This window comes from Pedobacter roseus (genome assembly GCF_014395225.1).
In the GTDB taxonomy this organism is placed as follows: domain Bacteria; phylum Bacteroidota; class Bacteroidia; order Sphingobacteriales; family Sphingobacteriaceae; genus Pedobacter; species Pedobacter roseus.
Window position 1 is genome coordinate 3797183 of sequence record NZ_CP060723.1, and the last position, 15364, is coordinate 3812546.

Below are 15364 nucleotides of genomic sequence, written 5' to 3' on the forward strand. Positions count from 1 at the left end.
AAAAAGTGCTTAAATTTTGATTTTAGGCACATTTAACTAAATTTGGAATATACCAAAACCAAGTTTATGTATCAATTAACAGTACCTGCAGATCGCGTTAACGAATCGTTAAGAAAGCACATTTTGGCCGATGGTTTCGACCTGACCTATGATATGGAAAAGAGTCATGGTGCATACATTTACGATTCGAAATACAACAGAACTTTACTCGATTTTTTTACCTGTTTCGCCTCCGTTCCCTTAGGTTATAACCACCCTAAAATGATCAGCGATGAAGGGTTTAAGAACAGCCTGTTCCAGGCAGCTTTGGCCAATCCTTCAAATTCGGATGTTTACACCCAGCAGTATGCACAGTTTGTAGAAACATTTTCGGAAGTTGGTATCCCTGATTACCTGCCTCATGCATTTTTTATTGCAGGCGGTGGCTTAGCGGTAGAAAATGCAATAAAAGTAGCCATGGACTGGAAAGTTCAGAAAAACTTTGCCAAAGGATATACGGAAGAAAAAGGTTTTAAGGTTTTACACTTCGAAAGGGCTTTTCATGGCCGTACCGGCTATACCTTAAGTTTAACCAATACCCTGCCCGATAAAACCAAATGGTTTGCCAAATTCGACTGGCCAAGGGTTGCCGTTCCAGAGGTTAAATTCCCTCTTTCGGGTGATCATTTAAACCATGCCATCGCAACGGAAGAAGCTTCGATCGCGCAGATCAAAAAAGCTTTTGCTGAAAATAAAGATGAAATCTGTGCCATCATTATAGAACCCATACAATCAGAAGGTGGCGACAACCACTTGCGGGAGGAGTTTTTGATCCAGCTTAAAACACTGGCAGATGAAAATGAAGCTTTTTTAATTTACGATGAAGTACAAACCGGCGTGGGTTTAACCGGCAAATTTTGGTGTCACCAGCATTTTAGCGAAAAAGCCCGACCAGATATCATTGCTTTTGGTAAAAAAATGCAGGTATGCGGTATCCTGGTAGGAAGTAAAGTAGATGAAATTGAAAGCAATGTATTTAAAGTTCCCAGCCGCATCAACTCTACATGGGGTGGTAACCTGGTAGATATGGTACGCTCTACGCAGATTTTACAAATTATAAAAGAAGATCAGCTTTGTGAAAATGCAACAAAGGTAGGTGGGTATTTAAGAGATAACCTAGAAAAGTTCTCCCATAAATTCGATCAAATGAGTAATGTGCGCGGAAGAGGTTTATTGTGCTCATTCGATTTCCCAAACAAAGAAATGCGTAATACTTTTATCAGCAAAGGGCTGGAAAACAATGTGATGTTTCTGGGCTGTGGCGAAAAAACTATACGTTTCCGTCCGGCACTGTGCATTGAACAAAAGCATATTGACGAAGGCTTGACGGTTATGGAAAAAATATTGCCTTTATTGTAGGCATGAAGAAAAAATCACTTTCCTACCTTATCGTTGCTGTTGTTCTGGTTTTAACGTTCTTTATTGTGAAAGATACTTTTAATCAGCCTGGAGTTGAAGATATGAAAGCCGGTTTTAAAGAAATTGTGAAGTACAGAAACGCCAATAATACTGGTCCTGTGCAACGCATTTATGTGGTAACCGTTAAAGATTCAGTGTGGAAAGAAATGGAAGATTACGGTAATTTAATGCCCCACACTAAATATGGCAATACAAAAGTTTACTTCTTTATGGAAAATGCCAATGTTCCGAAAACTTTGGAGCCTGGAGAAGTAAACTTCGACCCTCAATATAACAAATCCTGTATTGCGCTATTCGAAAAGAGCGCAATGAGTCAGGTTGCATTTAATAAGTATCCGTTTTAGACAGAGATTTTTTTGGTATAATTACAAATGAATCGTGATCACAGTTCGATAAGTCCCTCAGCAAAATCGCTACTGCTGGCCAAAAGCTTAACGGATATTCCCTTTGTTGCTGATGCCGTAAAATTAATTTATGGCAATAACGCGCTTGAACATTTATCAAACAGAGATTTTGACGAGGTATTTTTAAAACGGCTGGTGCATTTCGAAAGCAGGTATTTATCACTTGATAGTTTACTTTTTGCCTCGGGCTCTTTAAATATTTTAGAAATTTCTTCTGGTTACTCTTTTAGAGGCTTGGATCTGGTTTTAAGGCATCCAACTATTTACTACCTGGATACCGATTTACAAGGCATTATTGATATCAAGAAAGATTTGGTTGAGCGGCTAATGGTTGAGGAGAAATTAAACCTAAAAGGAAAACTCCGAACCGAAGCTTTAAACGTATTGAACGAGGATGCTTTTCTGAATGCTATAAATCAAATACCGCTTGGCCCGATTAGTATTATAAATGAAGGTTTATTGGTGTATTTGAACACCGAAGAAAAGATATCGTTATGTAAAACCATCCATAAATCGTTAAAACAAAGGGGCGGTTATTGGATCACTGCTGATGTTTATGTTAAACGCCCTGCACTTAAAAACGAGAACAATGATCATTTTTCTCAATTTTTGGAGGCGCACCACGTAGAAGATAATAAGTTTGAAAGTTTTGAACAGGCAGAAAACTTCTTTTTAGAACAAGGTTTTAAATTGATCACCAAAGCAACTTCAGTTTGGCATCAGCTTTCCTCATTAAAATACATTGATAATGAGTTATTAAAAAAAATGAAAGAACAGGCAAATAAAATTGGAAGAATCCGCGAAACCTGGGTGTTAAAAGCAATTTAATGATTAAAGCAAGACTACAAATTTTTCATTCTCAAAACACAAATTTTATTATGAAGCGCATGGCCTGTTCAAAACATTAAGTTTATTCCCGTTTTACTTATACGCTTCGCTGCCTCATACCTCGTTGCTGCAGGGTATCGTTTCAACCGGGGCTAATTGGCCAAAACCGTAGTTCTTTTTGGGTTGCAGCGTGTATCTACCTTTGTTCCTAAACCTGACAGCAGCGGCATCTCCCGACTTTTCGTCGGGACTAAAGCAAATGGCAGGGCTTCAGCAGCTATGAAATACCAACATTCATTTCCCAACCCTAAAAAATATGTCTGTCTTTTCTTTAAACTAAACAAAAGCTGAGAAACCGGTTATGGCCCTACCTACAATCAACGTATTAATTTCTTTCGTACCCTCATACGAATAAATCGCCTCAGCATCGGCCACGAAACGCGCTACATTATATTCCAGTAAAATACCGTTGCCACCCATTACTTCACGGGCTTTGCTTACCACATCACGTGTTCTCAACGAACAAAATACTTTGGCTAACGAAGCGTGTTCATCTTTCAACAATCCCTGATCCTGCAACTGCGACAACCTAAAACACAGTGTTTGCATGGCCGTTAAGTTCGATAACATTTCTACCAGATGGTTCTGAATTAACTGAAACGAGGCAATAGGTTTACCGAATTGCTTGCGGTTACGGGTATATTCCAGCGCATTTTCATAGGCTCCACGGGCACAACCTACCGCTTGCCAGGCCACTCCAGCCCTTGTCATCTGCAATACCTTGGCCGTATCCTTAAATGAATTTGCGTTTTGCAACCGATCGGCTTCTTCAACCTCACAATTGGTTAAAGTAATAATCCCATTTTGTACAATGCGCAAAGCCATTTTATCCTGCATTTTTTCTACCGCAAAACCTGGATTATCTTTTTTCACAATAAAACCTTTAACCTCACCACTTTCTTCATCACGGGCCCAAATAATTAAGATATCTGCAAAAGTTGCATTACCGATCCACTTTTTCTGCCCGTTCAACACCCATTTGCCATTTACCTTTTTGCAGGTGGTGGTTAAGCCTCCCGCCGCCGCAGAACCTACTTCAGGCTCGGTTAAACCAAATGCACCAATAATTTTAAATTGCTGCATCAGTGGCAACCATTGCTGTTTCTGCTCTTCCGATCCGCATAAATAAATCGATCCCATGGCCAAACCACTCTGCACACCAAAAAACGTAGAAATTGAGGTATCAATCCGCGCCATTTCCATAGCTAAAATACCTTCCATTAAATTTGATTTACCAGGACAGCCATACCCTTTATAGGTTAAACCACAGATATTAAGTTCGGCCAATTTTGGAATGATTTCGAAAGGGAATTCGGCCTTATTCCAATAATGGTTTACAATCGGTTTTACTTCTTTTTCTAAAAAAGCACGCACTTTTAACTGAAGTTCCCGGTCTTCATCTTTTAAGGCTTCATCGCCCAGGTGATAAAAATCGCCTTCAATTGGGGGCAATTCTTTCTTTTTATGCGATCCGCCCATCATTTTCATCATCCCCTGTATTTGTTTATCATCCAGGCTCGAGATGGTTTCTACCATTTTAGGTAAATCAACTTTTTTCGATAAAGCTTCCAGTTTATCGAAATCTACATGTTTAAAAAGATTGTAAGCGTTTTTGAGAGATGAGAATATATTCGCCATTATTATTCGTTTTGAGAATAACAAATAAAGGGTGTTTTTGTTATTTTGTGTTAAATTTTTTGACATTGGCAGGGCAACAGCAAAAATTTAAAACTATATCTGATTTAAGTTGTTAGTTTGAAAAATTTAATTAGCTATGAGCATAGAAAATCAAAATCAAGACCAAGAACAAAGTTTCTTAGATAAAGCAAAAAACAAACTTAACGAATTAAAAGATAAAGCAGAAGATGCTTGGGAAGATGTTAAGGATAAGGCAGAGGATACATGGGAAAATGTAAAAGACAAAGCAGAAGAGTTAAAAGATAAAGCAGACGATAAATACGATGAGCTAAAAACAAAAGGCGCATTTGCTGCAGGTGAAGCTAAGGGAAACTCAGAAGCTACAGGCGAAAATCTGAAAGATAAAGCCAGCGATTTGGCAGATAAAGCTGCGGATAAAGTTGATGACCTTAAAACTAAAGCTGCTTTTAAAGCTGGTGAAATAAAGGGCAATTTTGACGCTAATAAATAATTATTTGTTTTTTAAGCGAAAAAGGCAAACCGTATAGGCTTGCCTTTTTTATTTTCTACAATTTTGAAACAATTTATTGATTAAAACGGGACTAAATGTCGGCTATATAAACGGCTACCTCAAATCAAATAAATTATCAACCCCTAGCAATTTCCTTGAAGTAAAACCTTCGCCAAAAGTGGCGCCGATGCTTTTACCAAATTCCCTGGCACGGCCGATCATACTTTCAAAAAATTCAGGAGAAGAAATATAAGTCTGTAACCCATCTACGTCAGGGTTATAAAACTGGGTTTTAAAAGCCTTGATGGATTCTATTTTTTTATCAATATGATCGGTGATGTCTACAATAATATCTGGTTTTAAATAACGGTCCTGGATATATTGCAACAATAATCTCGGACGGTGCGCTTCCTGTTTAACACCGTCTACTGAAGTTTCGATTTTTGGCAAACCCGATAAAAATACCGAATCGTAAACCAGGTCACCAGCCCTGCCATGATCAGGATGACGGTCTTCCAATGCGTTGCTTAAAATAATTTCAGGTTGATATTTCCTGATCACTTTAATAACCTCCAAACGATGAAACTCATCATCCTGAAAAAAACCATCGCGCATACCCAGATTTTCGCGGGCATGTAAACCTAAAATTTTTGCAGAATCTGCCGCTTCCTCATCCCTGGTTTCGGCAGTACCACGCGTACCCAGTTCTCCGCGGGTTAAATCCACAATTCCAACTTTTTTCCCGAGGGCAATATGTTTTAAAATAGTACCTGAACAGCAAAGCTCTGCATCATCAGGGTGCACGGCTATAACTAAAATATCTAACTTCATGATGTAATTATTGGGCATTTTGATTCAGCAACTGCTGAATTTTCTTTTTAATTTTAGAACTCAGTGGCTTGGTAAATGGCAAAAAATAATCGACCAGTTCGCCATTTTTGTTTACTATATATTTATGAAAGTTCCACCGGGGTTTCGAACTTAATTTTGAATTCTGTTTCTTATCGCTCAAAAACTGATAAAGTGGGTGGGCATGTGCCCCACGCACCATAATCTTGTCGAAAATAGGGAATTTCACCCCATGGTTAATCTCACAAAAGGAAGCAATATCTGAACCATTTAAAGGCTCCTGCTTCCCGAAATCGTTGGTGGGAAAACCTAAAATTTCAAAATCCGGATCATTGATCTCGTCTTTAAGCTGCTGTAATTCTTTTAATTGCGGCGTAAAACCACATTCGGAGGCTGTATTTACAATTAAAACAACTTTGTTGCGGTAGGCTGATAACGGCTGCTCTTCGCCATTGATCTTTTTAACCTTGAATGAATAAATATTCGGAATGCGTTCCTGCATTATATGTTATTGATAAAATCCAGAGGTGCGGATAATCGATTCTATATCCCTATCCTCATTAGGATCGTAAGTGCTTTTTAAATTATGTCCAACCACACGTGCAACAATCTGATAAGAAAATGCAGCAAAACCACCTTTAGTCTGCTTTACAATTTCGTAAGTTGTCCGCCCCACTTCGCGGTCGATCAGTTTTGTTAAAATCTGACCTTGAGTAATCGTTAAATCCTTTATTTCGCGGTTAAACATGTCTTTAATTTCTTTATCACATTGTTTAACCAGTTGTTTCTGTTCTTTTTTCTCTTGTGTTTTGGCTAAATCCTGCTCCAATTGCTCATAGCGGCGTTTAGCAAACAGCGCATAAGGCATTACTTTTAATACATTGTACCTTAAACGGTTATAAGCAGCCTGTTCTGCCGGCGATTTCCAGATCCTGGCTGCATAAATGCTTACCTCGTTAAGCTGCATCCAAGGGATCATTACACCATTATCGTTTGTTGAGGCTACTCTTATAGTATCGCTTTTTCCCATTTTAGGAAAGATTGGAGCACCAGTATCCTGCGCCCGTAGCGAAAAGCTACAAATCATTACAATACAAAGAAAAAAGAGCCCTTTAAATTTCATAAATTTATACTTTTACAAAGTTAGGTGTTATTTCATATATTAGTTGTTTCACAAAACTAATATAAGTTTTATTCATAAATAAGACGCAATTTTTACGCAAAAAATACAAATGAAAACAGAGTTAGTGATTGATTTAGAGGCGGAAAAGCAAGAAATTCTAAAAAGATATAGGGCATTATTACGGGCAAGTAAATCTACCCTGCAAAAGGGCGATAAAAAGGAAATCAGGAAAGCTTTCGATATGGCACTCGAAAGCCATAAAGATATGCGCCGTAAATCTGGCGAACCTTATATTTATCATCCTATCGCTGTAGCGCAGATTGCTGCTGAAGAAATCGGCCTGGGAACAACTTCTATTGTATGCGCCCTACTGCACGATGTGGTGGAAGATACCGACATTACTTTAGAAGATATTGAACGTGAATTTGGCAAGAAAACCGCTAAAATTATAGATGGTTTAACCAAAATTTCGGGTGTTTTTGATACCAACAGCTCTTTACAGGCCGAAAACTTCCGTAAAATGCTGCTTACACTGGCTGATGACGTAAGGGTAATCCTGATCAAACTAGCCGATCGTTTGCACAATATGCGTACAATGGATTTTATGCCGCGCCACAAACAGCTTAAAATTGCGTCAGAAACCATTTATTTATATGCACCATTGGCCCATCGTTTGGGATTATATGCGATAAAATCGGAGCTGGAAGATCTTTCCATGAAATATCTTGATCCGGACACCTATAAATTTATAGCAAAAAAATTAAACGAGAAAAAAGCAGAACGTGCACTTTTCATTAAAAAATTCGTCGAACCGATTGATGAAATTGTACACGAGCAGGGTTTGGTAGCCGATGTTTACGGCAGACCAAAATCGATCCATTCGATCTGGAATAAAATGAAAAAGAAAAATATTCCTTTCGAAGAGGTATATGATCTTTTTGCCATCAGGATTATTTTAGATTCGGCTCCGGAAAATGAAAAAGCCGACTGCTGGAAAGCCTATTCAATTGTAACCGATTTATACCGTCCCAATCCAGATCGCTTACGCGACTGGGTTTCCTCACCTAAAGGAAATGGTTACGAAAGTTTACACACTACAGTAATGGGTCCACGCGGACAGTGGGTTGAGGTACAGATCCGTACGCAGCGCATGAACGAAATTGCAGAGAAAGGTTTTGCTGCACACTGGAAATACAAAGAATCGAGTAATGATAACGGTCTGGATCAATGGATCCAGAAAGTACGTGAAATGTTAAGCAATCCTGAAGCCAATGCTTTGGATTTCCTCGACGATTTTAAAATGAACCTTTTCTCTGATGAGATTTTCATCTTCACACCAAAAGGAGCTTTAATCCAGTTGCCTTTAGGTGCCACGGCTTTGGATTTTGCATTCGAGATCCATACCGACGTGGGTGCAACCTGTATCGGGGCAAAAGTGAACCACAAATTGGTTCCGATTTCGTACAAACTTCAAAATGGCGATCAGGTAGAGATTATTACCTCGAGCAAGCAGACGCCTAAAGAAGATTGGCTGAATGTGGTGGTTACCGCAAAGGCAAAATCAAAAATCAAATCATCTTTAAAAGAAGAAAAGCGCAAAATTGCCGAAAATGGCAAGGAAATTCTGGAAAGAAAGCTAAAATCACTAAAAATCACCTATAATACCGATAACATTCAAAAACTGAGTTATTTCTTCAAACTTCCTTCAACACAAGAGCTTTTTGTAAATGTAGCCCTTGGAAAAATTGAGCTGAAAGACATTAGAGAATACCTGACAACCGAGAAAGAAGTAGAAAACAGAGGACCGGAACGCCCTGAAAACCTAACGGTTGACATGGTTAAATCTAAAATGAAGGGCTCGGAAAACGACATTTTATTGATTGGAGAAGATTTACAAAAAATAGATTACACTTTAGCGGCTTGTTGTAATCCAATTCCCGGCGATGATGTTTTTGGCTTTGTTACGGTAAGTGAGGGCATTAAAATCCATCGAACAAATTGTCCAAATGCTGCCCAATTAATGTCAAACTATGGATACCGGATTGTTAAAGCAAAATGGAACAAACAGCAGGAGCTCACCTTCTTAACTGGCTTACGTATTGTAGGTATTGATGATGTTGGCTTAATCAATAACATTACGAGGGTTATTTCTACCGACTTTAAAGTAAATATGCGTTCCATCACTGTTGATACCAATGAAGGCATATTTGATGGATCGATTATGATATTTGTAAATGATACCGAGCACCTGGAAAACCTGATCAAAAATTTATTAAAAGTTAGAGGAGTTACCGGAGTTACCAGGTTTGACGCATAATTAGTCGGAAAGTCAGGAGTCGGAAGTCGATATTTCGCGTCTAAGTCGCAAACTATTTGTGATTTAAACTTCGGGCTCCCTCCCACAGTCTTTCCGACTTTGACAACATTTCAACAATCTAACGCTCGAACAATCAAACAATTTACCTACCTTTGAATGGAGTTTAAAAACTATGTCTGAACAAAAAACAAATGAGCTCGTTCGCAAGATTTTTGAGGCTTATTTAGAAAACAAAAATCTACGTAAAACACCAGAGCGTTTCGCTATATTGGAAGAAATATATTCAAGAAACGACCACTTTGATGTAGAAACCCTTTATATCCACATGAAAAACCAAAAGTACCGCGTAAGTCGTGCTACGGTTTATAACACTTTGGAATTACTGGTTTCATGCGATTTAGTTACCAAACACCAGTTTGGTAAAAATATGGCGCAATTCGAAAAATCTTACGGTTACCGCCAGCATGATCACGTGATCTGTATCGAATGCGGTAAAGTAGTAGAGTTCTGCGATCCACGTATCCACCAGATCCAAACCATGGTTGGTGATCTTTTAAAATTTGATGTTAAACACCATTCATTAAACCTTTACGGCTTCTGCTCTGACTGCAGTATGGCCAGAAAAGTAAATGAAAATGCGGCTACAGCTGCAAAAATTGAAGCAAATTAAATCAAAATTCAAATAAAACCAGCTTAATTTATTAATAATGACGCAAGTAGATGTACTTCTCGGCCTGCAATGGGGCGATGAAGGAAAGGGAAAAATCGTTGATGTTCTAAGTCCAAAATATGATCTTATTGCCCGTTTTCAGGGTGGCCCAAATGCCGGACATACTTTAGAGTTCGATGGCAAAAAATTCGTTTTAAATACTATCCCTTCAGGAATTTTTAACGAAAAAACCATGAACCTGATCGGTAATGGCGTAGTAATCGATCCAATTATCCTAAAAAGAGAGTTAGATAATTTAAAAAAAGCTGGTCATGATCCTGTTGCTGATGGCAAACTGGTGATTGCCCGTAAAGCACACTTAATTTTACCAACCCACCAATTATTGGATGCTGCTAACGAAGCACGCATGGGTAAAAACAAAATCGGGTCAACTTTAAAAGGTATCGGTCCAACTTATATGGATAAAACTGGCCGTAACGGTTTACGCGTTGGTGATACTACTCTTCCTGATTTTAAAGAGCGTTATGCTAAACTGGTAGAAAAACATACTGAAATCCTTTCTCACTACGAAGGTTTCGAGTACGAACTGGCTGAAAAAGAAGCATCATTCTTTGAAGCAATTGAATTCTTAAAAACCATTCCTCACGTAGATAGTGAACATTATGTGAACGGTTTCTTGAAAGAAGGAAAAGCTGTTTTAGCCGAAGGTGCACAAGGAACTTTACTGGACGTAGATTTCGGTTCATATCCTTTTGTAACTTCAAGTAACACTACAACTGCTGGTGCCTGTACCGGTTTAGGTATTGCGCCTAATAAAGTTGGTGCCGTATATGGTATTTTTAAAGCTTATTGCACACGTGTTGGCGGTGGTCCGTTTCCTACTGAGTTAGATAATGAAGTTGGCGAAAATTTACGTGCTTTAGGTCACGAGTTTGGTGCAACCACAGGCCGTGCCCGTCGTTGTGGCTGGATTGATCTTCCTGCTTTAAAATATGCCATCATGTTAAACGGTGTAACCGAATTAATTATGATGAAAGCCGATGTTTTGGATACTTTTGATACCATTTATGCCTGTACACATTACGAATACAATGGCGAAACGATCGATTATATGCCTTACGACATCATTTCTATCGAACCAAAACCAGTATTAAAAGCAATTGATGGCTGGGCTACTGATGTAACTAAAATTACTTCAGTTGATCAAATTCCAGCTAAATTGAATGATTACATCGCGTTCTTAGAAAAAGAACTGGAAGTGCCAATTAAATTCCTTTCGGTTGGACCAGACAGAGCACAAACTTTAGAATTACGTTAAAAAACTAGCATCGTCATCTCAACTGCAGCGCAGCGAAATGGAAGAGACCTATAATAAAAAAGCAATCCTTAACGGGTTGCTTTTTTTGTTTCTTAGTTCCTTATTATAAAAAAAATCGTCATTACCGCCAAGGCAGGAATCTTAATGCAACAGGATTTAGGAATTGTTAGCCCCGTATTATACACCTCATGGGCCTGATTTGTAACCAGGATGAGAGAGATTCACATTTGCAATGTAAGAAGATGAATTAGCTAAGAAAATTACCTTTCTCAACAGCCTACTTTACAAAAAAAACGATAATACAAATACTTGTTTCGCATCTTCAATTTAGTTATTTTTGATTATAAACAATTTATTATGGCGACTATCTTAGAGAGTGAAATGCTAAATTACTTTACCCAGCTAGATGAGGCCGAAAAGACATCTGTTGTCAGAATGCTCAAAGCATTTATAAATGGGAAAAAGGAAAATTCAAACATTACAATAGAAGAGTATAATAATGAACTTTTAGCCGCAGAAAATGAATTTAAAAACGGCAATTACATCTCTCATGATGAATTATTAAATGAGATTAAAAGTTGGTAAATAAACATCTTGAAATTGTCTGGACTAAATCAGCCAAAAGCCAATTAAGAGAAATCTATAAATACATTAGTCAAGAATCTGTCCAAAATGCAATAAAGGTTATAAATGATTTAACCCAAGCAGTAGAAAATATAGTTCAGTATCCTGAAAAACATAAGACTGATCAATATAAAAAAGATAATGACGGGACATATCGTGCTTTTGAAAAACATCATTTTCGGGTATCTTATCGAAACGAAAATCAGGTAATAAGAATACTAAGGATTAGGCATACCAAAATGAATCCTAAAAAACATTGATTCCACTCTATTATTTTATAATCGCCCTCATTTGTAACCAGGTTGCCAGAGATTCATATTTGCTATATCAGAAGATGAATTAAGCAATAAAATCGCTTTTCGCATTAATCCTCGTTACAAACGAGGACTATATGTTCTTTCAAAAGATAAAAATTAATTTCTTACAATTATCATCCCTATTTCTACCTTTGCGGCAGCTTGAAAACCCCGCAAAACATATCCGATTTCAAACAAAAGGCATTACACTGGGCCAACCAGTTCGAAGTTTGCTGCTTCTTTGATTCAAATGAATATAAAGATGCCTATTCGGCATACGATTTTATCATTGCTGCAGAAGTAACGCATGAATTAAGATGTAACACAGGAAGTGCTTTTGATGAATTAAAAAGCTTTTATGCTTTGCATAAACAATGGATTTTTGGCTTTTTCAGCTACGATTTAAAAAACGAAATAGAAGATCTTCAATCTAATAATACTGACGGTTTAAACTTTCCGGATTTATACTTTTTTGTTCCAAAATATTTAATTGCATTTAAGGATGGGCAAGCTGAAGTATTGCTTGGTAAAAAATCAGTTTTAGAAGAAATTGAATTGTTTCAATTGCAAAAACAGGAACAATCGGAAACTTTACAAATTTCGCAAAGATTATCAAAAGATCAGTACATAGCTAAAGTAGAAGAGCTGAGAGATCATATTTTAAGGGGAGATATCTATGAAGTTAATTTCTGTCAGGAATTTTTTGCTGAAAATGCGGAGATAAATCCTGTCCAAACTTTCGAACTGCTCAATACTGTTTCCCCTACCCCCTTTGCCGGATATTTTAAGATTTACGATCAATATATTCTATCTGCAACACCAGAAAGGTTTTTATGCAAACGTGGTGCAAAACTTATTTCTCAACCTATAAAAGGAACGGCAAAAAGAAGTTTCGATCCAACAGAAGATGAAGCTATAAAATCGCAACTAAGGAACGATATTAAAGAGCAGGCAGAAAACGTCATGATTGTTGATTTAGTGCGCCATGACCTCACTAAATCAGCCGTTAAAGGCTCTGTTAAAGTAGACGAGCTATTTGGCATCTACAGCTTCCCACAAGTACACCAGATGATTTCTACCATTAGCTGCGAACTAAAACCGGAAATCCATTTTATCGACGCCATTAAAAATGCTTTTCCAATGGGCTCCATGACTGGTGCACCAAAGGTTAAAGCCATGAAATTGATCGAAGCATACGAAGTGACCAAACGTGGTATTTATTCAGGTTCTTTTGGCTGCATCAGTCCTGATGGGGATTTCGATTTTAATGTCGTTATCCGCAGCATTTTATATAATGCCAAATCAAAATATTTATCTTTTCAGGTCGGAGGAGCGATTACTTACCAAAGCAATGCGGCTTCAGAATATGAAGAGTGTTTATTGAAAGCCAGTGCAATATTGAAGGTATTGGGAGATTAATAAGTTCATTAGTCATTGGTTCAATTGTCATTAGTTCACTGGTCATTGGTTCATTAGTTCATTTGCACTTAGCGATCCGTCATCTCGACTTAAACGTAGTGAAATGGAGAAATCTACCATTCTAGTTGTAGCGTCTCGCTACGATTTAATCAACATCCTAAAAATAAAAAGATTTTAGCGAGACGCTAAGACCAGGACGAGTTACTTAAATGAACATCCTTAAAATAAAAAAGGTGGAATTTTCTGCATCATGCAAAACCTTCCACCTTTCTACCTCAAGCCTTCTACCTTATTTCTTATAATACTGTTGCGCTTCAGGTAAATATTTTTGAATCTGCGCAATACGTGTTGCATCACTTGGGTGGGTACTTAAAAATTCGGCTGGTTTTTGTGCTCCGGCAGAAGCAGCCGACATTCTGTTCCAGAAAGCAGTGGCACTTTGTGGGTTATATCCAGCCATGGCCATAAAAATCAAACCTAAACGGTCGGCTTCCAACTCCTGGTTACGGCTAAATTTCAACATCGCAACTGGTGTACCAACGCCATATAAGGTATTAAAAATAGATTGTGTTTTCGGGTTTTTAGATAAAGCAACGCCTGCTGCTGCACCAACACCCTGCGCAACCATTTCCTGCGACATACGCTCTGCAGAGTGACCTGCAATAGCGTGCGCAATCTCGTGGCCCATTACCGTTGCTAAACCAGCATCATCCTGCGTTACCGGCAAAATGCCTGTATAAACAACAATTTTACCACCAGGCATACACCAGGCATTTTTTTCATTATTCTGTACTACGTTAACTTCCCACTGATAATCAGCGATCAGATTACCGTAGTTATTGCTGTTCATATACGATTTTACTGCTGTAATTAACCTGCTTCCAATCGTTTTTACCTTCAGAGCCTGGGCATTCGAAGCAGGCAAAACGGTAGATTTATTTTCTGTTAAGAAAGTGCTATAAGCTTGAAATGCCATTGGCAAAACCTGATCGTTACTAACTAAATCAAATCGACTACGACCTGTTAGAGGAACGGTAGAACATGAATTAAATAATAAAATACCAGCAACACTTGCTGTTAAAAATAACTTTTTCATAAATGCGATTTTAAATGATTAGTAATACGTATAAGCAAAACCGAAGATTAAACAGTGAGCCTATAAATAAGTTTTAATGAAATGTGTTTTGTTTAATTAATTAGTTTTCTTCCTAAACAAGTACACTTTGGATTCTTTGCCTTTCAGCAATCTTTCGAGGTTTTTTTGGTGGGTTACCAGAATTAAAATACAAACCACCATGCCATAAAGCACTTCGGATTTGATAGATACCTGAAACAAAAAGACTACGCTGAGCGGAAAAGTAAAACCTGCACAGATGGAGCTTAATGAAACATATTTGGTTAATAACAATACCACCACGAAAACCAGAACACAAAGCATAGATGCTTCGAAGTTAACTGCCAAAATCATTCCAAAAAGCGTAGCCACTCCTTTTCCTCCTCTAAAACCCGCAAAAACGGGAAATAAATGCCCCATTACGGCGGTTACACCAAGGGCAAGCTGATAATTAACAAAAACAACTGAATTTTGTGGCCCGGTTACCGACATGCCGATTAAATAGGCCAGGTTGGTTGCGGTATAACCCTTTGCAATATCGATGATCATAACGGCAATTCCGGCTTTTTTGCCCAATACCCTAAAAGTATTGGTTGCGCCAGCGTTGCCACTTCCGTATTCCCTTACATCAACCCCATAAAAGGCCTGACCAAGCCATACAGCCGTTGGTATAGATCCGAAAAGGTAAGCAATTAATAGCGCGCTGAGAGAATAAACCGTAACCATAGCCTACAA

The 15364-nt window shown here is 38.0% G+C and carries 16 protein-coding genes; 10 read left to right on the plus strand and 6 right to left on the minus strand.

The window, feature by feature from the left end; genetic code table 11:
• Nucleotides 1-66 precede the first annotated feature (66 nt).
• The 3 genes from lat to H9L23_RS15565 are packed head-to-tail and all read left to right on the plus strand — an operon-like array spanning nucleotide 67 to nucleotide 2690.
• Complete coding sequence (gene lat / locus H9L23_RS15555; protein WP_187591277.1) at nucleotides 67-1398, plus strand: L-lysine 6-transaminase; 1332 nt, start codon at nucleotides 67-69, stop codon at nucleotides 1396-1398.
• Between the two features lie 2 nt (nucleotides 1399-1400).
• A complete protein-coding gene (locus H9L23_RS15560) occupies nucleotides 1401-1802 on the plus strand; it encodes a hypothetical protein (protein WP_187591278.1) in 402 nt (133 codons plus the stop codon).
• A 27-nt stretch (nucleotides 1803-1829) separates the two neighbouring features.
• The gene (locus H9L23_RS15565) at nucleotides 1830-2690 is read left to right on the plus strand and encodes a hypothetical protein (RefSeq protein ID WP_187591279.1); all 861 of its coding nucleotides are present in this window, start codon (nucleotides 1830-1832) and stop codon (nucleotides 2688-2690) included.
• Nucleotides 2691-3026: 336 nt separating this feature from the next.
• Here the strand turns inward: H9L23_RS15565 and H9L23_RS15570 are convergent, their stop codons facing one another.
• Nucleotides 3027-4388, minus strand: coding sequence for an acyl-CoA dehydrogenase family protein (locus tag H9L23_RS15570; RefSeq protein WP_187591280.1), 1362 nt, complete (start codon nucleotides 4386-4388; stop codon nucleotides 3027-3029).
• A 136-nt stretch (nucleotides 4389-4524) separates the two neighbouring features.
• On the opposite strand from H9L23_RS15570, the gene H9L23_RS15575 reads away from it, so the two are divergent.
• The gene (locus H9L23_RS15575) at nucleotides 4525-4899 is read left to right on the plus strand and encodes a YtxH domain-containing protein (protein WP_187591281.1); all 375 of its coding nucleotides are present in this window, start codon (nucleotides 4525-4527) and stop codon (nucleotides 4897-4899) included.
• Nucleotides 4900-5013: 114 nt separating this feature from the next.
• Here the strand turns inward: H9L23_RS15575 and bshB1 are convergent, their stop codons facing one another.
• From bshB1 to H9L23_RS15590, 3 genes are read right to left on the minus strand one after another with little or no spacing between them, the layout of a single operon-like run.
• A complete protein-coding gene (gene bshB1 / locus H9L23_RS15580; RefSeq protein ID WP_187591282.1) occupies nucleotides 5014-5730 on the minus strand; it encodes a bacillithiol biosynthesis deacetylase BshB1 in 717 nt (238 codons plus the stop codon).
• Nucleotides 5731-5737: 7 nt separating this feature from the next.
• Entirely contained in the window at nucleotides 5738-6250 is a 513-nt protein-coding gene (locus H9L23_RS15585) for a glutathione peroxidase (RefSeq protein WP_187591283.1), read from the minus strand.
• A gap of 6 nt (nucleotides 6251-6256) precedes the next feature.
• Nucleotides 6257-6871 (minus strand): DUF4294 domain-containing protein, encoded by a 615-nt coding sequence (locus tag H9L23_RS15590; protein ID WP_187591284.1) that lies wholly within the window; start codon nucleotides 6869-6871, stop codon nucleotides 6257-6259.
• Between the two features lie 109 nt (nucleotides 6872-6980).
• Between H9L23_RS15590 and H9L23_RS15595 the strand changes: the two genes are divergently transcribed.
• The 6 genes from H9L23_RS15595 (at nucleotide 6981) to H9L23_RS15620 (ending at nucleotide 13515) form a co-directional block, all read left to right on the plus strand.
• Nucleotides 6981-9188 (plus strand): RelA/SpoT family protein, encoded by a 2208-nt coding sequence (locus H9L23_RS15595; RefSeq protein WP_187591285.1) that lies wholly within the window; start codon nucleotides 6981-6983, stop codon nucleotides 9186-9188.
• Between the two features lie 172 nt (nucleotides 9189-9360).
• Nucleotides 9361-9858 (plus strand): Fur family transcriptional regulator, encoded by a 498-nt coding sequence (locus tag H9L23_RS15600; protein ID WP_147229375.1) that lies wholly within the window; start codon nucleotides 9361-9363, stop codon nucleotides 9856-9858.
• Between the two features lie 37 nt (nucleotides 9859-9895).
• Nucleotides 9896-11176, plus strand: coding sequence for an adenylosuccinate synthase (locus H9L23_RS15605; protein WP_187591286.1), 1281 nt, complete (start codon nucleotides 9896-9898; stop codon nucleotides 11174-11176).
• A gap of 357 nt (nucleotides 11177-11533) precedes the next feature.
• On the plus strand, nucleotides 11534-11761 hold the full coding sequence (locus tag H9L23_RS15610; RefSeq protein WP_187591287.1) for a hypothetical protein: 228 nt from the start codon (nucleotides 11534-11536) through the stop codon (nucleotides 11759-11761).
• On the plus strand, nucleotides 11755-12060 hold the full coding sequence (locus H9L23_RS15615; RefSeq protein ID WP_187591288.1) for a type II toxin-antitoxin system RelE/ParE family toxin: 306 nt from the start codon (nucleotides 11755-11757) through the stop codon (nucleotides 12058-12060). Before H9L23_RS15610 ends, H9L23_RS15615 begins: the two co-directional genes overlap by 7 nt.
• 198 nt (nucleotides 12061-12258) lie before the next feature.
• Nucleotides 12259-13515 (plus strand): anthranilate synthase component I family protein, encoded by a 1257-nt coding sequence (locus H9L23_RS15620; protein WP_187591289.1) that lies wholly within the window; start codon nucleotides 12259-12261, stop codon nucleotides 13513-13515.
• Nucleotides 13516-13804: 289 nt separating this feature from the next.
• Here the strand turns inward: H9L23_RS15620 and H9L23_RS15625 are convergent, their stop codons facing one another.
• Complete coding sequence (locus tag H9L23_RS15625) at nucleotides 13805-14611, minus strand: M48 family metallopeptidase (protein ID WP_055906438.1); 807 nt, start codon at nucleotides 14609-14611, stop codon at nucleotides 13805-13807.
• Between the two features lie 96 nt (nucleotides 14612-14707).
• The gene (gene plsY, locus H9L23_RS15630; RefSeq protein WP_029279402.1) at nucleotides 14708-15355 is read right to left on the minus strand and encodes a glycerol-3-phosphate 1-O-acyltransferase PlsY; all 648 of its coding nucleotides are present in this window, start codon (nucleotides 15353-15355) and stop codon (nucleotides 14708-14710) included.
• Nucleotides 15356-15364: the final 9 nt, after the last annotated feature.